The sequence below is a fragment of the Bacillus sp. GS3m_15504 genome, assembly GCF_055825275.1.
Genome location: NZ_JBVVNL010000001.1, coordinates 932,536 through 952,510, shown reverse-complemented (window position 1 = coordinate 952,510; position 19,975 = coordinate 932,536). Strand labels below are relative to the sequence as shown.

The window sequence follows — 19,975 nt, the reverse complement described above, 5'->3', positions numbered from 1 at the left end:
TTGCACTTCACCTACTTTCGTTTGTCGAACCCGCATAATCAATCAGAACAAGGGTGATATTATCTTCCCCGCCACGATCATTCGCCAATTGAATGAGACGTTGTCCCTTAGTTTCTAGCTGTTCATTTAACTGTAAAATTTGTTGCATATCAGCAATAGAAACTTTGTTAGATAATCCATCAGAGCAAAGAAGTAGCTGATCATCTTCCTCTAGCACCAATGTTTTAACATCTAATCCAACTCTCTCTTCTGTTCCTAATGCCCTTAATAAAACATTCTTTTTCGGGTGATATTCTGCGTCTTCTTTTGAAATTTCACCATGTCTCACAAGTTCATTTACAAGTGAGTGATCTTCCGTTACAAGCGAGATTTCTCCCTCTGATACCATATAACAACGACTATCCCCTATATGACCTATTGTCACAAAGCTCGGCGTACAAATTGCTATTATAAGTGTTGTTCCCATACCATTACATTCTACATGTTGCTTAGAGTACTCATATATACGCTCATTAATTATCCCAACACTAGTATGTAACCACTCTTCTACTTTTTTTGGCTCATTCATATTATGCGTTTGCTTCCAATAATCATGGAATAATTGAATGGTCATCGAGCTCGCTACATCACCAGCTCGATGACCTCCCATTCCATCTGCTACTACCGCTAAAATATTTCCATCTAAATTGTGAAAAACTCCTGCACTATCTTCATTATGTTGACGAACTTTTCCTTTATCTGATAGAAACACGGCTTTCATCTCGTCACCTCGTCTCTTCTTTGCGCTCCTTCGCACGCAACTGACCGCAGGCTGCATCAATATCATGACCTTGTTCACGGCGAATCGTTACATTTACTCCACGATCTTTCAACGTTTTTTCAAATAGGAAAATTTGTTCACGTGGCGTACGTACATAATCACGTTCAGGTACGTAGTTTACCGGAATTAAGTTCACATGACATTTTACACCTTTTAAGAGCGCAGCAAGTTCTTCAGCGTGCTCAACTTGGTCATTTTCTCCTCCAAATAGTCCATATTCAAAAGTAATACGACGCCCTGTTCTATTTACATAGTATTTAATAGCTTCCATTAAATCAGGTAGCTTATAAGCACGGTTAATCGGCATTAATTTTGAACGTAATTCTGAGTTTGGAGCATGCAGTGAAATCGCAAAATTAATTTGTAAGTCTTCTTCAGCGAACTTATAAATTTTTGGAATGATTCCACTTGTCGAAACTGTCATATGTCTCGCGCCAATATGAAGTCCTTTTTCATGGTTAATGATGCGTAAGAATCCCATTAAATTATCGTAGTTATCAAATGGTTCTCCAATTCCCATAACGACAAGAGAACTTACACGTTCTTCTGATTCATCAAGTGCACGTTGCACTTCTACTACTTGCGCTACAATTTCTCCAGCTTCTAAGTTTCGCTTTAAACCACCAAGCGTTGAAGCACAGAACGTACACCCAATACGACAACCTACTTGTGTTGTTACACAAATGGAATTTCCATATTCATGTCGCATTAATACCGTTTCAATAGAATATCCATCATATAATTGGAATAAGAATTTAATTGTTCCATCCGAAGACGTTTGTTTTACTAACGTATTTAAAGTAGTAATATCAAAGGAATTCGACAATTTTTCACGCAATCCTTTAGAAAGGTTTGACATATCCTCATAATTTTTTACACGTTTTTTATATAACCAATCAAAAATTTGTCCAGCACGGAACTTTGGTTCTCCTTGCTCCTTTAACCAATCTTGCATTTCATGAAGTTGTAAAGAATAAATTGATGGTTTTTTCGTTTCTAAGTTTTTCTTTTGTTTTCTCACAGTCGTTTCCACGATGCTACACCTTCTTCCTTAAACAAGCAATATAAAAGCCATCTGTTGCAAAATAATGCGGTAAAATTTGTACTTGACCTTCATCCATATACGGACTTAGCTTTTCTGGCATACGCTCTTTTATCGTAGTATCCCACTCAAACTCCGGATGCTCTTGTAAAAATCGTTCTATTACTTGTTCATTTTCTATTTTCTCAATTGTGCACGTACTATAAACAAGGCGACCACCTTGTTTTAATATCGGTGCGATTTTTTCTAGTATTGCAAATTGGATCATCGATAATCTTTCACTATCGCCTTTATCTTTACCTAACTTAATATCAGGCTTACGTCTAATTACACCAAATCCAGAACATGGGGCATCTACTAATATTTTATCAAATGTTTCATTTGCAAAGTGTTCTTGCACTTTTCTAGCATCTAATGCCTTAGTTTCGACATTTTCTAGACCAAGTCGCTCTGCTTGTTGTTTAATTAAGCGTACTTTGTGTGCATGTAAATCAAGGGACATGACTTGACCAGTTCCTTTTAATCGCTCTGCAATATGCGTTGTTTTTCCGCCTGGAGCAGCACAACTATCAAGAATTACATCTCCCTCATCTGGTTCTAGAGCGCGTGCTACCAGCATAGAACTTTCATCTTGAATAGAAAGAAAACCTTTTTTAAACGCATCTGTGTGCGCTACATTTCCTTTTTCAATTTGAATTGCATCATCTGATAAATCGCCACGCTTCGCTTCTATACCTTCACTAGCCAATAATGTAATTGCTTCTTCTACTGTTATTTTATCAACATTTACACGCGCTGTTGGTACAGGCGGTAACATGTTCACTTCACACATTTTCTCAGCAGTTTCTAAACCATATTCAGCAGTCCACTCTTGAACAAGCCAAACTGGATGACTTGTTGCAATTGCCAAACGTTCTACTGGATCTTTGATTTCATCTACAGAAGGTACACCTTCTCTTTGAATCGAACGTAATACACCGTTTACCATACCAGCAATGCCTTTATGTCCGCGACGCTTTGCAATCTCAACCGCTTCATGAATAGCCGCTCTTTCGGGCACTCGGTCTAAATAAATCATTTGATATAAAGATAAGCGAAGTAATACTCTTACCCATGCTTCAACTTTCTTTTTTAAAAAAGGCTGTAAATAATAATCTAATGTGTCACGACGTTGGATTGTTCCATATACAATTTCAGTTAATAAACCAATATCTTTTCTATCAATTGTACTTTTTTCAATTAGATTATTTAAAAGTAAGTTACTGTATGCACCACTTTTTTCTACTTGAATTAAACCATCAAGAGCTAATTCACGAACATTTTGTCTCATGCATTTTCTCCTAACTTCGTTCCAATTTCAGGTTTTGTGCCACGTAAAAATTGCGAACAACTCATACGCTTTTTACCAGAAGGTTGCAATTCAGTAATTTTAACACCCGTTTCATTACCAGTTGCTACAACGAAACCATCTTCTTCAATCGCAACAATCGTACCCGCTTCAGCTGATTTCGTTACAGGTACTTTTTCTCCCCACCATACTTTAACAACTTGTCCTGCTAAAGTTGTATAAGCAACTGGCCATGGATTCAATCCGCGAATGTGATTGTATACTTCTTCACCTGTTTTTGTCCAATCAATTTTCTCTTGTTCACGTTTTATATTATATGCAAACGTTACTTCTTCCTCGTTTTGTTTAATTGGTTCTAACTTACCTTGAATTAGTAAAGGTACTGTTTTAGATAGAAGATGTGCCCCTGCTTCACTTAACTTATCAAATAACGAACCTGTCGTTTCACGCTCTTCAATTTCCACTTCTACTTGCGTTAAGATATCACCAGCATCCAATTTTTCTACCATATACATAATTGTAATACCTGTTTTTTCTTTCCCTTCCATAATTGCATAATGGATTGGTGCGCCACCACGAAGTTCAGGAAGTAAAGAAGCGTGGACGTTAATACAACCATACTTCGGTGCTTCTAAAATTTCATTTGGTACAATTTGACCGAACGCAGCTGTTACAATTAAATCTGGCTCTAATGCCAATACTTTTTCATATTCGTCTTTTTCACGAATTCTTAACGGCTGTAAGACCGGGATACCATGCTTTTCTGCTTCCACTTTGACAGGTGTAGGTGTTAATACTTTTTTTCTACCTACCGGACGATCTGGTTGCGTCACAACACCTATTACATCATAGCCATCTTCAATAAGACGACGAAGCACCGGCACTGAAAAGTCCGGTGTTCCCATAAATACTACTTTTATCATTTAAAAACCGCTCCTTTTAATACCTATTCTAATTCGTTTTCCTCATAATATCTTGTCACTTTCGATGTAAATAACACACCGTGTAAATGATCGATTTCATGTTGAATTGCACGCGCTAAAAACCCTTCTGCTTCTAGTAAAAATACTTTACCTCTGCGATTTTGTGCACGTACTTTAATATAATCCGCACGTTCTACTTCACCATAAAGTCCCGGGAAGCTTAAACAGCCTTCGGGACCTACTTGTTCACCACGTTTTTCTAGTATCGATGGATTGATTAACTCGATTTTCCCCGTATCATCACCGATATCAACTACCGCCACTCGCAAGCTTACCCCTACTTGAGGCGCAGCTAAACCGACTCCGTCCGCAATTAACATTGTTTCATGCATATCTTTCAACAATTTCACTAACTTTTTATCAAAGTTAATTACTCTTTCACAAGGTGTTTCTAACACTTCATTTGGATGCTTTACTATTTCTAAAACTGCCATATTTCCCTCCGCTACATTAACATTGTTGGATTAAAATCAATTGAGATTTGTAGCTCTTTTTGCATTTCTGCTTGATAATGTTCATTTACCATTTTGAGCACGTTCTTTAAGTTTGGTTCCCGTTTGTATTTTATCATGCATTGATAACGATATCTATCTTTTATCCTTGGAATTGCTGAAGCAACCGGTCCTAACACCATTGTTTGCTGCGAGCAGTGCGATCGTAAATGACCGACAATTTTTTCCGTCACTTGTACTGCCTTCAATAATTCCGGGTGAGATACCGTCACAAGTACAACATAGTAATAAGGTGGATATTGTCTCGTTCGTCTCATTTGCATTTCTTGGTCAAAAAACACATCGTATTGTTGGTTCTTTGCTAACTCTATACTGTAATGTTCTGGTGTATACGTTTGAATTATAACTTCCCCTGGCAATTCATGTCGGCCTGCTCGTCCACTTACTTGCGTCAATAACTGATAAGTCTTTTCACTCGCCCTAAAATCAGGTAAATGAAGCATCGTATCAGCAGTTAAAACCCCAACAAGCGTTACTTTCGGAAAATCTAACCCCTTCGCAATCATTTGTGTTCCAAGTAATATATCTGCTTTTTCTTCCCCGAACGCCTTTAATAATTTCTCATGCATCCCTTTACGACTCGTCGTATCTACATCCATTCGAATGACTCGTGCCTCTGGAAATAGTTTTGTAATTTCTTCTTCTACCTTTTGCGTACCCGTACCAAAGAAACGAATGTATGTACTTTGACAAGCAGGACACGCAGTCGGCATATTTTCTTCGTAACTGCAATAATGGCATTTTAAACGATGGTTCATTTTATGATATGTTAGTGAGATATCACAATGCGGACATTGTACAACGTACCCGCAATCACGGCACATAACAAATGTAGAATGCCCCCTTCTATTTAAAAAGAGCACCATTTGTTCTTTCTTTTCTAATCGATCTGCTATTTTTTCATGCAGTGCCTTTGAAAACATGGAGCGATTCCCGTCACGAAGTTCCTCACGCATATCAACAATCTCTACTGTCGGTAAAGCTTGTTCGTTCATACGTTTTTCCATCGTCAGTAATTCATACACACCTTTTTTCGCTCTTGCAAATGATTCAAGCGTCGGTGTTGCACTACCAAGAACGATAGGACATTTATGATATTGTCCTCTCCACACAGCTACATCCCTTGCATGATACCTCGGATTATCTTCTTGCTTATAACTCGATTCATGTTCCTCATCAATAATAATAATCCCTAAATTTTCAAAAGGAGCAAATACAGCTGAACGTGCACCAACTACAACCTTCACTTCTTTTCTTAAAATCTTACGCCATTCATCATATTTTTCTCCAACAGACAACGCACTATGAAGAACCGCAACTTGTGAGCCAAATCTACCTTTAAAACGATCTACCATCTGAGGCGTTAGTGCAATTTCAGGAACAAGTACAATAGCTTCTTTTCCTTTCTCGAGCACCGCTGCTATAGATTGTAAATATACTTCTGTTTTTCCGCTTCCTGTAACACCATATAGTAAAAATGGATTGTAAGTTTCATTTGTAATTGATGATAAAATCGGTGTAATAACTTGCTTTTGTTCCTCAGTAAGTGGGAATGGTTTCGTTTGTTCAAAATCGTCATCGTCATACGGATTTCGATATACTTCCACATACTTTTCTGAGATTAGCCCCTTTTTAACAAGTGCTTTAATCGGAGCATCTGTTATTTGCAACTCTTCTGTTATTACCTTCAACGGCACACTTTTATAATTTTCCACAAAATAATAGAGGACATCTTGTTGTTTTTTACTTTTCAGTTCAAATGCTGCCAATTCTAATTTATCTTCTGGCAACTCCGGTTGAACGACTCTTTGTTTCTTCTTTTGTACTTTATCTTTTACTTGATAAACGACTTCAATCGTGCCATGTTTAATTTCTTGTTGAATCGTGCGGTATAGATGTGGTTGCGTCTCAATCGCTTCCCAATCTATCGCTTCTTTTTCCTGAAATAAAAACAGTAGTTCAGGTGCTACTTCTTCTTGTTTACGAAGCTGTAGACGTTTTTTATATGTTGCTTTTATCGCCGTCGGAAGCATAACTTGAAAAGCTGAAATCATATAACATAACGTTTCACTTGTAAGCCAATACCCAAGCTTTAACAACTCTTCATTTAAAACCGGTGTTACATCTAAAATTTCGTGGATTGTCTTTAACTTTTTACTTTCTACTTCAACCGAATTTTTAATTCCAATAATAAAACCTTGCAATTTCCTTGGGCCAAACGGAACTACTACACGCATGCCTGTCTGGACAATATCTTCCCATTTTTTAGGGATAATATAATCAAATGGTCGATCTGTCTGACGTGCAGGTACATCAACAATTACACTTGCAAATTTCATAGACGATCATCTTCTAACATCATTTCAATTTGCTTTAATATTTCACGAGCAACCTCTTTCTTCGTTAAAAGTGGCAACTCTATAACTTCTCCATCTTTTCTATACATTGTTACAATGTTCGTGTCTGTACCAAATCCAGCTCCTTGCGCCTTTACGTCGTTTGCAACAATCATATTCGCATTTTTCTCACGTAATTTTTTCGTTGCATATTCCTCTACGTTTGTCGTTTCAGCCGCAAAACCGATAAGTAACTGTTTGTCCTTCATCTCACCTAACGTTTTTAAAATATCTACTGTTCTCTCGAGTTCAATTACAGCATCGCCATTTTTCTTTTTCATTTTATTATCATGTACATATTTCGGACGATAATCTGCAACTGCTGCTGTTTTAATGACAACATCTACGTTTTGATAATATTGAATGACTGCCTCTAACATATCTTGTGCAGATTCCACTTGCACTGTAGTTACATGTAATGGTGGATTTAATGCTGTCGGTCCAGAAACGAGTATGACTTCAGCGCCTAAGTTCGCTGCCACTTCCGCAATCGCATATCCCATTTTTCCAGAAGAAAAATTAGTCATAAAACGGACTGGGTCAATCTTTTCACGAGTTGGACCAGCAGTTATTAATATCCTTTTTCCTTGCAATGGTTTTTGTTCTGAAAAAGCCTCTTCTAACCGTGCAATAATCGCTTCAGGTTCTTCTAATCTTCCCTTCGCTACATAACCACACGCTAAAAAACCTTCTCCAGGCTCAATAAATGTATATCCTAACGTTTTTAACGTCATCATATTTTTTTGAACAATTTTATTTTCATACATATGCACATTCATAGCAGGTGCAATCCACACTGGGGCTGTAGTAGCTAACAAAGTAGTTGTAATCATATCATCTGCAATGCCGTTAGCTAGCTTTCCAATACAATTGGCTGTAGCAGGTGCAACAAGTACAACATCTGCCCAATCTGCTAAATCGATATGAGCAATAACAGCTGAATCTTTCTCATCGAATGTATCCGTATATACATCATGACGAGAAAGTGCCTGGAATGTAAGAGGTGTAACAAACTTCACTGCTGACTCACTCATCATTACTTTTACAATAGCACCAGCTTGTGTCAATTTACTCGTTAACGCAGCCGCTTTAAAGACCGCAATGCCTCCTGTTACACATAAAAGTATCTTTTTCCCTTTTAGCATATGGCTCGTCCTCTTTCTTTTTCAAACTTATAATACTGAAACAAAATTATCAGCTCATCAGTATCAATATTTCTTCCCTATCGTAAAAAAATAACAACCTACTTGTAAATAGGTTGTTACCGTTACATAGAAAATTATAAAGTCTATGTTTTAAATTGTCGAAGACAAAGTCTTATTCAGTTACTTTATCTTCACTTGGTACGTAGCTTAACGCTTCCATATCGATTTCTTCTAATGCTTTACCTACACATTTATGAGAAACTGGTTTTTCTACAACACAGTTATTAGCAAGTTGCATTTCGCGCGCACGTTTTGCAGCCACTGTTACAAGTGTATATTTAGAATCGATTTTTGTTAATAATGAATCAATTGATGGATTTAACATAATTATAGACCCTCCGTCATTTCTTTATAATATTTTGCTACTCTTTCGCGGCGGCAATGTTCGCCAACCACAATTGCTTTAATTCTTTCACAAGCTAGTTCAACTTGGTCGTTTTCTACAACGTAGTCGTAAGCGTCCATCATATCAATTTCTTCTTTCGCTACCGTTAAACGATTTTCAATAACATCTTCAGTTTCTGTACCACGACCGACAATTCGGTTCTTTAGTTCAGATAAACTTGGAGGTGCTAAGAAAATAAATACACCTTCTGGGAAAGCTTTCTTAACTTGAATTGCTCCTTGCACTTCAATTTCTAAGAATACATCTTTTCCTTCTTGCAATGTTTTTTCAACATAGTCAATTGGTGTTCCGTAATAATTACCTACGAACTCAGCCCACTCAAGTAATTTTTCATTACGAATCATTTCCTCAAATTCTTCTCTCTCTTTAAAGAAATAATCCACACCATCCACTTCACCTTCACGTGGCTTACGTGTCGTTACTGAAATGGAGTACTGAAAACGTGTATCCTCATGACTAAACAGCTCTTTTCGAACCGTTCCTTTCCCAACACCAGAAGGTCCTGAAAGAACGATGAGCAATCCTCTTCTACTTCTCATAAATATGTAAAACCTACCCTTCCTCACTTAAATCTTCTTTATTATTCAAACGATGTGCAATCGTCTCTGGCTGAATTGGACTTAATACAACATGCCCATCATCCATAACAATAACCGCCCTTGTTTTTCTCCCATACGTAGCATCAAGCAAAGCATTATGTTCACGTGCTTCCTGTACTGTTCGTTTAATAGGAGCTGACTCCGGACTTACAATAGCAATAATTCGATGAGCAGATACAATATTTCCGTATCCAATATTTAAAAACCGCATGGCCATAGTTTGCGCCTCCTAGTAAGTCTATCCGATTTCTCCACCACGTATAACTTTATATATTTTTTGAAAGCTACTCAATATTTTGTACTTGTTCACGAATTTTTTCAAGGTTATTTTTCATTTCTACAACATATTTTGAAATTGTTAAGTCATTTGCCTTAGAACCAATCGTATTAATTTCTCTATGCATCTCTTGCACGATGAAATCCATTTTCCTTCCAACAGGTTCTTCAATCTGCAGTGTTTCACGGAATTGTTCTAAATGACTTTGCAAACGAACTAACTCTTCGTGAATATCACAACGTTCAGCAAAGATTGCAACTTCTGTTAGCAATCTTTGTTCATCTAGATCTTGATTATGTAATTCTTTTAAGCGATTTTCTAATCGTTCACGATATTTTTGTGTAACAATTGGTGCATGCGGAATAATCGCATTTACACAATTGTGAATCTCTTGTAAACGATACGCTATATCTTTATGTAATCGTTCTCCTTCGCCATCTCTCATCGTTTTTAACATATGAGCAGCTTGGCGAACAGCCTCATATAAACTGTTCTCAAATTGTTCATTTACGTTTTCTACCTCTTCAATCGCTGTTACTTCTGGCATTGCCATTAATTGCTCGAGTGTAATAGAATCTTGTAATTGAAATTTTCCTTTTATATCTTCCATAATTGATTGGTACTGCTCAAGAAGCGACCAATTCACACTTAATTTTCTTTCAACAAGCCCTTCACCCGCTATACTAATAGACACTTCAATGCGTCCACGGCGAACTTGCTGTGCAATTATTTTACGAATTTTGTCTTCAAATACCATCATCTGCTTCGGTAGTCGAATACTCATCTCTAGAAAACGGTGGTTCACCGATTTCATTTCTACTGTAATTTGAAAAGTATCACTTTCTACTTTCGACCTTCCAAATCCTGTCATACTACAAATCATTTTTTATCACATCCAAGCCATGAAATAACTCAATGAAAAAGGTAATAGAGACAAGGCTCTACTACCTTCTGTAAATTATATCACATTTTCATATCATTGACTATTTCAAGTTTAATCCCTTCTTATATAATATTGGCTTTTTCTTCCCCTTTTTCCCTGTTAATAAAGAGCCTACTAATAAGAAAGTCGGAATTGATGATAAACCTCCAATTAACAACCAATCTCTCGCTTGTATTGGCATCGTGCTAAAAATCGGTTGTAACGGTGGGTAATATATAACGACGAGCATGAGTAGTAATGAAATGATAACCGCTCCTACTAAATACACATTTCCAAACGGATTGCGATGGAAAACAGAATGCTCACTCCGGCAATCAAATACATGAATAAGCTGAGCAAGTACCAACGTCGCGAATGCTACAGTTTGTGCATATTTCAGTTCATTTGGATGTTGATTATATGCAATAATAAACGCTACTAACGTCACTGCTCCTATTAGAAAGCCACGGCTTATAATCTTCCAGGCAAGCCCTCTAGCAAATACCCCTTCTTTCGGATGACGTGGAGTTCTCTTCATCACGTCTCCTTCAGCTTTATCCAAACCTAGTGCCATCGCCGGTAAACCGTCAGTAACTAAGTTCACCCATAAAATTTGAATTGGAACCATCGGCAGTGGTAATGCAAGCAACATCGCAAATAACATGACTAAAATTTCCCCTACGTTCGATGCTAATAAATAACGAATAAACTTACGTATATTTTCGTATATATTTCTACCTTCTTTAATTGCCGATTTAATCGTAGCGAAATTATCGTCCAGCAAGACAAGAGAAGAAGCTTCTTTCGCAACGTCTGTCCCTGTAATTCCCATCGCTATCCCAATATCCGCTGTTTTTATAGCAGGAGCATCGTTTACTCCATCACCTGTCATCGCTACTATATGCCCTTTATTTTGCAACGCCTTAACAATTTTCAATTTATGTTCTGGTGATACGCGAGCAAATACATACGTATCTTCTACAACATTTTCTAATTCTTCTACATCCATACTTGCGAGTTCTACCCCTTCAACAACGCGTCCACCTTGTGGTAAAATGCTCAATTGTTCCGCAATCGCCATTGCAGTCACTTTATGGTCACCGGTAATCATCACCGTTCGAATGCCAGCTTCTCTGCACTCTTTTACTGCCTGCTTTACCTCTGGTCTTGGCGGATCAATCATTCCTTGTATCCCAACTAACATAAAATCTTTTTCAACGTCTCTTTCATGTTCGATAGAATCTGTTACTTTTAAAGGCTTAAATGCAACTGCAATTGTTCGAAGTGCTTGACTACCTAAGCTATGAATAGCCGCCTGTACTTCTTTTCTATACAACTCACTTAAAGGTTGTTGCTTATCTCCCCATAAAATCGTTTGACTCATTTGCAGAAGGACATCTGGCGCTCCCTTCGTAACAACAAATTTTTTCCCTTCTCGATCTCGTACAATAACACTCATCATTTTTCGAGTTGAATCAAAGGGAAATTCACGAATAATTTCAAATTTCCCTTTCAGTGCCTCACGTGTTATCCCCGCTTTCATTGCTGCAGCTACAAGCGCCCCCTCAGTTGGATCTCCATCTAATACATATGCCTTTTTCTTTTGAATAATATTTGCGTTATTACATAGCGAACCAAATGTAAGTAGTTGATAAAGTGCTTTCGTCTTAGCTGCATTAATTTCTTTTTCACCTTTCATAAAAGAGCCATTAGGTTCATACCCTTGGCCTGTCACTTTCCACAACTCTCCACCTGACCACATATGTGTTACCATCATTTTGTTTTGCGTCATTGTTCCTGTTTTATCAGAGCATATGACAGAAGCGCAGCCTAACGTTTCTACTGCTGGTAACTTCCTTACAATTGCTCTCTTTTTTATCATACGCTGTACACCAAGTGATAAAGCTACTGTAACGATTGCTGGTAACCCTTCTGGAATAGCAGCAACAGCTAGCGACACGCCAGCTAAAAACATATGATATACTTCATTCCCTTGATACACACCAGCTAATACAACGAGCGCTGTCAAAATAAGAGCCACAATAATTAATATTTTTCCAAGTTGCTCTAATCTTCTTTGCAGTGGTGTTTCCATCTGCTCTGCATTTTGTAACATATTTGCAATTTGGCCCATCGCTGTATTCATACCAGTTGCTACAACGACCCCTGTGCCAGATCCTCGTGTAATCATCGTACCCATAAAAGCCATATTTTTTTGATCACCAATTGAAACATCTTGCCCTTGCAACGCTTCTACTTTCTTCTGCACTGGAACTGACTCTCCTGTTAAAGCTGATTCTTCGATATATAAACTCGACGCCTCAACAAGACGTACATCAGCTCCAATACGATCGCCACTAGAAAATTTAATAACGTCACCTAAAACGAGTGCTTTAGACGGTGCCTTTACCCACTTTCCATTCCGCAATACAGTTACTTGCGGGGCGGCTAGCTCTTTTAAAGCTTCCAATGACTTTTCAGCCTTTCTTTCTTGAAAAAAGCCTAGAATACCATTGATAATAACAATTGCCACAATCGCAATAGAATCAATGTATTCCCCTAAAAAAGCCGAAACGATTGTTGCACCAAACAAAACAAGCACCATAAAATCTTTAAATTGCGCTAAAAATACCATCAGTGCAGAAGGCCTTTTCGCTTCCTCTAATTCATTTGTACCAAATTTTTTTATTCGCCCTTCTGCTTCTTTCTCTGTAAGTCCAACCTTCACATTCGTATTCGTTCTTTCTTCCACTTCATGTGCGCGCATTCCATACCAGTTCATCCTGCTATCGACCTCCTGATTCCAGACATACTCTATTGAAAGCTTATTCAGCCTCGTCCAAAAAAATGCTATAATTAACTTTTAGTTAGAAAGGAGTGTTTTTTATGGCATTCGATGGATTATTTACAAGAGCAATTACACATGAAATTACAAATTCTCTTTACACGGGAAGAATTTCAAAAATATACCAACCTTCAAAATACGAGATTTTATTACATATTCGAGCAAACGGAAAAAATCAAAAACTCATTCTTTCCGCTCATCCGACATATGCACGTTTACACTTAACAAATCAAAATTACGATTCACCTGCACTTCCACCAATGTTCTGTATGCTTCTTCGTAAGCATTTAGAAGGTGGATTCATTGAAAAAATTGAACAAATTGATTTAGAACGTATTATTCAAATTACCGTTCGTAGCAGAAATGAAATTGGTGATGAATCGCTAAAAACATTAGTAATTGAAATTATGGGACGACATAGTAACATTATTTTAGTAGACACGAAAACAAACAATATTTTAGATAGCTTAAAACACGTTTCTTTAGCAGTAAACCGACATCGAACTGTATACGCTGGAGCTGAATATATTGCACCACCAGCACAACATAAAATTAACCCACTTCAGATCGAAACAAATGATGAATTTATTAGACCGCTAGACTTTCTATCTGGAAACATGGATAAACAACTTGTCGGCACCTTTACAGGAATATCACCGTTATTCGCAAAAGAAGTCGTGAAAAAAGCTGGTATGGTAAATGAAAAAGCATTAGCTGATGCATTTTTCTCCATACAAAAACCATTATTAACTCATACATATTCGCCAACAATGACTACTTCAAATGGGAAAGAATTCTTTTACCTTTTCCCTCTTGCGCACTTAGCAGGAGAGAACAAGACATTCTCATCTGTTAGTGAATTGCTAGACCGTTTCTTTTTCGGAAAAGCAGAGCGTGACCGTGTAAAACAACAAGCTCACGATTTAGAGCGCTTTATGCAAAACGAAAAAAATAAAAATGAGAAAAAACTCATTAAACTAGAAAAAACATTACAAGATGCTGGAAAAGCAGATAAATATCAACTATTTGGAGAACTACTTACAGCCAATATGTACGCTTTGAAAAAAGGCGATAAAGACATTGAAGTCGTTAACTATTACGATGAAAATGGTGGAACTATAAAGATTGCATTAGATCCTTTAAAAACGCCATCTGAAAATGCACAACGCTATTTCCAAAAGTACCAAAAAGCGAAAAATTCAATTGTTGTTGTTGAAGAACAAATCGAAAAAACAAAGGAAGAAATTCTTTATTTCGATAGCTTACTTCAACAAATGGAAGCTGCTTCCTCAAAAGATATTGAAGAAATTCGTGAGGAATTAGCTGAAGAAGGTTATATGCGCAATCGTAAAACGAAAAACGCAAAGAAAAAGCCTACTAAACCAGTATTAGATAAATATGTAGCAAGTGATGGTACAGAAATTTTCGTCGGTAAAAATAATAAACAAAATGATTATTTAACAACGAAATTTGCCCGTCGTGATGAAATTTGGTTACATACGAAAGACATACCTGGTTCTCACGTTGTCATTCGTTCTTTAGAACCTGCTGAAGAAACTTTACTAGAAGCTGCCAAAATTGCTGCTTATTATAGTAAAGCAAAAGAGTCTAGTTCTGTACCTGTTGATTTCACAAAAATACGCCATGTGAAAAAACCGAGTGGTGCAAAACTTGGTTTTGTTACTTATGACAATCAACAAACTGTATATGTAACACCAGATGCAGATACTGTAATGAAATTAAAAGCTTAAATACAAAAATGCGTTGCTTATAAGCAGCGCATTTTTTATTCTTTCCCATTAGTTCGTAATATCTTTCTTTTGTCATTTTATATATTGTCAAAAAGATTGACAGTGTTATTCCATATCTGTATAAATTTTTTTACAGTATGTATATAAAGCACGACTCAAATCAATGTTTCTTCATCCCTGCCAATTATTTATAAATGACCTGTCTCCTACAAGTGGCTAGCTATTTTTTCACTTCAACTTAAATATATGTAGTTCTTATCCTTTCTTCAAATATACACTTTGGCACACTATTTGCTTTATTCAATACTGTGAATAGGGGGATTTAATATGACTTTAAAAATTAATAAAATCCAAAATCAACTACAGAACTATGAAATTGACGGGTTACTCATTACAAAAAAAGAAAATCGCCAATATGCGACAGGCTTTACAGGTAGTGCTGGTGTTGTCTTAATCACTGCGGATGCAGCTGTTTTTATAACTGATTTTCGCTATGTAGACCAAGCGAATTCACAAATAAAAAATGCTGAAATTATTATGCATAAAGGAAATTTAGAAAAAGAAATTGCAAATCAAGTATCAAAATTAAACATTCAAAAACTTGGAATTGAAGAAAATAATATGACATTGCAACAATATAAAAACTTACAAAAATATGTACATACAGAAATGGTTCAAGTGTGTGAAATCATTGAAAACATTCGTCTTATTAAAGACACTCATGAAATAGAAACAATGAAAATCGCAGCTAATATTGCGGACGAAGCATTTCACCACATCATTACGTTTCTAAAACCAGGAATAAGTGAAAATGATGTACGAGATGAGTTAGAATTTTTCATGCGAAAAAAAGGGGCTACGTCCTCTTCATTCCAAATCATTGTAGCTTCTGGCGTTCGTTCTTCACTTCCTCATGGAGTTGCATCAAATAAAATAATTGAACGAGGCGACATCGTTACATTAGATTTCGGAGCACTTTACGACGGATATTGTTCCGATATAACACGTACTGTAGCAATTGGGGAACCATCAGAAGAGTTCAAAAAAATATACAATGTTGTACGCGAAGCATTAAAACGCGGGACTGAAGCAATTAAGCCTGGAGAAACTGCAAAAAGTATCGATGATGTAACAAGAAACTACATTACAGATTGTGGATATGGTCAATATTTTGGTCACTCTACAGGGCACGGTCTTGGCTTAGAAATACATGAACCTCTTCGCCTATCCCAAGAAAGTAAAGCTACATTAGAAGAAGGTATGGTTGTTACCGTTGAACCCGGTATTTACATACCAAACTGGGGCGGTTGTAGAATTGAAGATGATATCGTCATTACAAAAGACGGATATGAAGTTATTACAAAATCAAATCGAGAACTAATTGTTATTCCTTGTTAAAATCATGACCTTTTTTAAAAGGAGTTTTTCTCTTCACATAGAATTCTTTCTCTGGAGTCATCGTTTAAAGAGGGGGAATTGTAATTGAACTTTGTAATCGACAAGATAGATGGTTTACAGCTTGAATTTTCAAAACTTGTTTCCATGATGAATTACGCTCGTTACACAACGATGCAAGCAGTGGAAGGTTTAACAATTGAAAATCTTGATTATTTATATGATGAGGAAGCAAATTCAATTGGCATGCTTTTGTACCATATGGCCGCTATTGAATTTTACTACCAGATTCATACTTTTGAAGACCGTGAACCAACGGAAGCTGAATTAGAAAGATGGTTACCTGCTATTGAGTTAGGAGATCTTGGACGTGAGAAAATAAAAGGAAACGCTATAGAATTTTACATAAATACATTACAAGAAGTACGTTCCAAAACGATTGAGACTTTTCAATCGTTACCTGATGAATGGCTGTTTAAAACGACAGACTTTTGGTATGACAAACCAGCAAATAACTATTTTAAGTGGTTTCACGTATTTGAAGATGAGATCAACCATCGCGGACAAATTCGTTTAATTAAAAAGATGCAAAAAGCTCATTCAGTAAAGTAAAAAATGCCACCGAATAAGGTGGCATTTTCTTTTATTCATTAACGAATAACTTTTCGTTTATTTTTTTAGCGACTACCGCTACCGATATTAATATACATATTAAATATAGCAATTTCGCAATAAACAACCACTCTTGAAACATTACAATTCCATCTATTATTTCATTTCCTTTCAATAACAAAAATGGAATTGTGCTAATGATAATGACAAACTCAATGCTGAAAACAATTTTCTTTTTTCGACTATATGCTTTCCATTCATTCCAACGATACATAGGTGCAAAAATTAATACTCCTATACATAATATAATCGGTATCCATTCACTTTTAAGAAATTGTCCTGAAATAACTGATAATAGTAAACAAACGAGCACACCATAATACCCTATTTTCTCTCTCATTCATACTCCCCCATTCTACTTTCCCTTTAATATGTAACTTGCTACGCTTATAACGATTCTTAGAAAAATAACAACGACAATTACAAGATAAAGACCTTTTGCAGACGACATCCATTCTTGAAAAATAGACATTTTCTCCATTTGCTTCTGCCCTTCTATTAAAATAAACCATACGAAAAACGAGCAAACAACAATGGTACCTATCATAATTCCGATACTTTTCTTACTATATTGTTTCATACCATCCCAGTTATATAAAAGTATAAATACAAACCCCAAAACAGGTATAATACTGATCCACTCATTGTTTGTAAACAGTTTTAAAATGATTAATAGACTACAAGATATGATAAATCCCCAAAATCCAATTTTTTTGCGCATAAGCCCTCCTTGAATTCCATTTTTAGGATTAATTGTATTGTAACATCCATTTTTTAATCTTGCCATTACGGTACATGAAATTTTGGTTTTTTCGGTTTCCTATACTCACATACTTTCACTGCTTTCATACAATAAACTACACGAATGCCTAAAGGATGTGACTGTTATGGGAGTTGAATTAACGCTATTACACGCTCTCTATGTTCTTTGTTTACTTACTATTATTACTTTTTTTATTCTCCGGAAAGATACGACAATTATTTGTATCATTTTTATCTTTTTATTAGCATTAACCGCAACAGGTTCTATCCCTCTTGCCATTAGCGGGATCTTTCAAAGTTTCATTTACTCCATTACTGAATTATTACCAACTATATTAATCATTTCCATTATCGTATCGATGAGCAATTTACTCGTTCAAACCGGTATAAATGATACGATGATTTCACCATTTACAAAGATGATTCGTACCCCTACACTCGCCTACTGGATTATCGGCCTTTTAATGATGACAATTTCTTTCTTCTTTTGGCCTTCTCCAGCTGTCGCCTTAATGGGAGCTATTTTATTACCGGTTGCTGTACGCGTCGGTCTTCCTCCAATTGGAGTCGCGATTGCTATGAACTTATTCGGTCATGGGATTGCTTTATCCGGCGACTTCGTTATACAAGGCGCACCAAAATTAACCGCAGACGCTGCTGGTCTCCCTGTTTCCAGCGTCGTATCTGCAAGTGTTCCACTCGTTATCGTTATGGGCGTCGTTACAACTTCTTTCGCTTTTTTCTTCTTACGAAAAGAGTTTCATACAGGAATATCGTTACAAGACCCTGTTTCATCAACGGAACCATCTAAAACTACTATTTTATTATCTCCTCGCATAAAGAAATGGCTCTCTATATGTATCCCGATCATATATATCATTGATATCCTCTGCATGATTCAATTTAAACTACAAGGAAGCGATGCAACTGCACTTATCGGCGGGACGACTGTTATTATGATTATCATCATTTCTCTCATCGCCTATAAAGGCAATGGACTAAATAAAACGACCGATTATTTTATAGAAGGTCTCCAATTTGGATTTAAAATTTTCGGACCAGTTATCCCGATTGCTGCACTCTTTTATTTAGGAGATAGCGGCTTTGTGAAAATTATCGGGGACTATTTACCGAAAGGTTCACACGGAATCATTAACGACTTAGGAATCGCCTTATCTCAAACTGTTCCTTTAAATCAATATGTATCAGCTGGAACTTTAACTATCGTTGGTGTTATAACAGGATTAGATGGATCTGGTTTTTCCGGTATATCACTTGCTGGTTCCATTGCAAATCTTTTCGGCACAGCACTTGGTCATGGAACAGCTACATTAACAGCTCTCGGACAAATTGCAGCTATATGGACCGGGGGTGGGACGTTAATTCCTTGGGCACTTATTCCTGCCGCTGCGATTTGTAAAGTCGATCCATTTGAACTTGCACGCCGAAATTTTTTACCAGTTATGATTGGCTTAATTGTCACCACGATCGTTGCGATGTTTATTTTATAACGTAAGCAAGTGTTCTCTTGCTTACGTTTTTTATTGTAAAATTCATCATGAATTACTGACTTTCAAAAGGTATTCAGTATTACTTAGCGAAATTATATTAAGAGAGTATTTAGTTTAAAACGTTTACGAGAAACAGATTACTGCAATTAGAAAAGGGGACATACCTATGAATGAATTGATTTTCGTCTTATTAATTTGTCCATTATTTATCTTTATCGTATCTGTTATTGGAACACGCAAAACGAAAACGTATTACGTAATGCCGATTGTAACGTTTGCTAGTTTTTTAATAATAGGTGTTATCGCCTTTACTCCAAAATTTTTCTTTTGGGTTGGCATGTACAGCATCTTCTCGTTTATCGTTTCTTATATGACGCTATTGTTTGTGAGAGGATATGAGGTTGTGGAAAACGTTAAATAGTTATTAGCAAGGAGACAGGAATATGATTTTCTTTGATATTGATGGAACTTCACATGAAGTTTTAACAATGATATAAAAAAGACGACCGCGTTCCCCCGCAGTCGTCTT

At 36.5% G+C, this 19,975-nt stretch carries 19 protein-coding genes; 5 read left to right on the top strand and 14 right to left on the bottom strand.

Annotated features, from left to right (window positions below; translation table 11 throughout):
- Positions 1 to 7 precede the first annotated feature (7 nt).
- The 12 genes from AC0L0O_RS05260 to AC0L0O_RS05205 form a co-directional block, all read right to left on the bottom strand.
- Positions 8 to 760, bottom strand: coding sequence for a Stp1/IreP family PP2C-type Ser/Thr phosphatase (locus AC0L0O_RS05260; protein ID WP_000648699.1), 753 nt, complete (start codon positions 758 to 760; stop codon positions 8 to 10).
- 4 nt (positions 761 to 764) lie between these two features.
- Positions 765 to 1,853 (bottom strand): dual-specificity RNA methyltransferase RlmN, encoded by a 1,089-nt coding sequence (gene rlmN / locus AC0L0O_RS05255; RefSeq protein WP_000450543.1) that lies wholly within the window; start codon positions 1,851 to 1,853, stop codon positions 765 to 767.
- Between the two features lie 4 nt (positions 1,854 to 1,857).
- Entirely contained in the window at positions 1,858 to 3,192 is a 1,335-nt protein-coding gene (gene rsmB, locus AC0L0O_RS05250) for a 16S rRNA (cytosine(967)-C(5))-methyltransferase RsmB (protein ID WP_473785652.1), read from the bottom strand.
- Positions 3,189 to 4,133, bottom strand: a complete 945-nt coding sequence (gene fmt / locus AC0L0O_RS05245) for a methionyl-tRNA formyltransferase (RefSeq protein ID WP_000598790.1) — start codon at positions 4,131 to 4,133, stop codon at positions 3,189 to 3,191. The genes rsmB and fmt overlap by 4 nt, the downstream gene beginning before the upstream one ends.
- Positions 4,134 to 4,156: 23 nt before the next feature.
- A complete protein-coding gene (gene def / locus AC0L0O_RS05240; protein WP_000279471.1) occupies positions 4,157 to 4,627 on the bottom strand; it encodes a peptide deformylase in 471 nt (156 codons plus the stop codon).
- 11 nt (positions 4,628 to 4,638) lie between these two features.
- The gene (gene priA, locus AC0L0O_RS05235) at positions 4,639 to 7,044 is read right to left on the bottom strand and encodes a primosomal protein N' (RefSeq protein WP_000666732.1); all 2,406 of its coding nucleotides are present in this window, start codon (positions 7,042 to 7,044) and stop codon (positions 4,639 to 4,641) included.
- On the bottom strand, positions 7,041 to 8,246 hold the full coding sequence (gene coaBC, locus AC0L0O_RS05230) for a bifunctional phosphopantothenoylcysteine decarboxylase/phosphopantothenate--cysteine ligase CoaBC (RefSeq protein WP_000911735.1): 1,206 nt from the start codon (positions 8,244 to 8,246) through the stop codon (positions 7,041 to 7,043). Before coaBC ends, priA begins: the two co-directional genes overlap by 4 nt.
- Positions 8,247 to 8,418: 172 nt before the next feature.
- Positions 8,419 to 8,631: a DNA-directed RNA polymerase subunit omega gene (rpoZ, locus tag AC0L0O_RS05225; RefSeq protein WP_000933970.1), complete on the bottom strand. Its 213-nt coding sequence runs from the start codon at positions 8,629 to 8,631 to the stop codon at positions 8,419 to 8,421.
- A 2-nt stretch (positions 8,632 to 8,633) separates the two neighbouring features.
- The gene (gmk, locus tag AC0L0O_RS05220; protein ID WP_001257738.1) at positions 8,634 to 9,251 is read right to left on the bottom strand and encodes a guanylate kinase; all 618 of its coding nucleotides are present in this window, start codon (positions 9,249 to 9,251) and stop codon (positions 8,634 to 8,636) included.
- A 13-nt stretch (positions 9,252 to 9,264) separates the two neighbouring features.
- A complete protein-coding gene (gene remA, locus AC0L0O_RS05215; protein WP_001251456.1) occupies positions 9,265 to 9,528 on the bottom strand; it encodes an extracellular matrix/biofilm regulator RemA in 264 nt (87 codons plus the stop codon).
- 67 nt (positions 9,529 to 9,595) lie between these two features.
- Entirely contained in the window at positions 9,596 to 10,471 is an 876-nt protein-coding gene (locus AC0L0O_RS05210) for a YicC/YloC family endoribonuclease (protein ID WP_000564120.1), read from the bottom strand.
- 100 nt (positions 10,472 to 10,571) lie between these two features.
- Positions 10,572 to 13,292 (bottom strand): calcium-translocating P-type ATPase, SERCA-type, encoded by a 2,721-nt coding sequence (locus AC0L0O_RS05205; RefSeq protein WP_001104758.1) that lies wholly within the window; start codon positions 13,290 to 13,292, stop codon positions 10,572 to 10,574.
- Between the two features lie 104 nt (positions 13,293 to 13,396).
- Here AC0L0O_RS05205 and AC0L0O_RS05200 point away from each other — a divergent pair, with 104 nt between their 5' ends.
- The 3 genes from AC0L0O_RS05200 (at position 13,397) to AC0L0O_RS05190 (ending at position 17,113) form a co-directional block, all read left to right on the top strand.
- Positions 13,397 to 15,106, top strand: coding sequence for an Rqc2 family fibronectin-binding protein (locus AC0L0O_RS05200; protein WP_000863294.1), 1,710 nt, complete (start codon positions 13,397 to 13,399; stop codon positions 15,104 to 15,106).
- A 327-nt stretch (positions 15,107 to 15,433) separates the two neighbouring features.
- A complete protein-coding gene (locus tag AC0L0O_RS05195) occupies positions 15,434 to 16,504 on the top strand; it encodes a M24 family metallopeptidase (protein WP_000172810.1) in 1,071 nt (356 codons plus the stop codon).
- An 84-nt stretch (positions 16,505 to 16,588) separates the two neighbouring features.
- Entirely contained in the window at positions 16,589 to 17,113 is a 525-nt protein-coding gene (locus AC0L0O_RS05190; RefSeq protein WP_001012028.1) for a DinB family protein, read from the top strand.
- Positions 17,114 to 17,144: 31 nt separating this feature from the next.
- Here the strand turns inward: AC0L0O_RS05190 and AC0L0O_RS05185 are convergent, their stop codons facing one another.
- Positions 17,145 to 17,513: a YoqO family protein gene (locus tag AC0L0O_RS05185; protein WP_001208259.1), complete on the bottom strand. Its 369-nt coding sequence runs from the start codon at positions 17,511 to 17,513 to the stop codon at positions 17,145 to 17,147.
- 15 nt (positions 17,514 to 17,528) lie between these two features.
- Positions 17,529 to 17,960: a YoqO family protein gene (locus tag AC0L0O_RS05180; RefSeq protein ID WP_003295013.1), complete on the bottom strand. Its 432-nt coding sequence runs from the start codon at positions 17,958 to 17,960 to the stop codon at positions 17,529 to 17,531.
- Between the two features lie 100 nt (positions 17,961 to 18,060).
- Between AC0L0O_RS05180 and AC0L0O_RS05175 the strand changes: the two genes are divergently transcribed.
- Positions 18,061 to 19,446 carry a membrane protein gene (locus AC0L0O_RS05175; RefSeq protein WP_000537911.1) on the top strand — a complete coding sequence of 462 codons (1,386 nt, stop codon included), beginning with the start codon at positions 18,061 to 18,063 and terminating at the stop codon, positions 19,444 to 19,446.
- A 166-nt stretch (positions 19,447 to 19,612) separates the two neighbouring features.
- Positions 19,613 to 19,867: a YbeF family protein gene (locus AC0L0O_RS05170; protein WP_001003918.1), complete on the top strand. Its 255-nt coding sequence runs from the start codon at positions 19,613 to 19,615 to the stop codon at positions 19,865 to 19,867.
- Positions 19,868 to 19,975 lie beyond the last annotated feature (108 nt).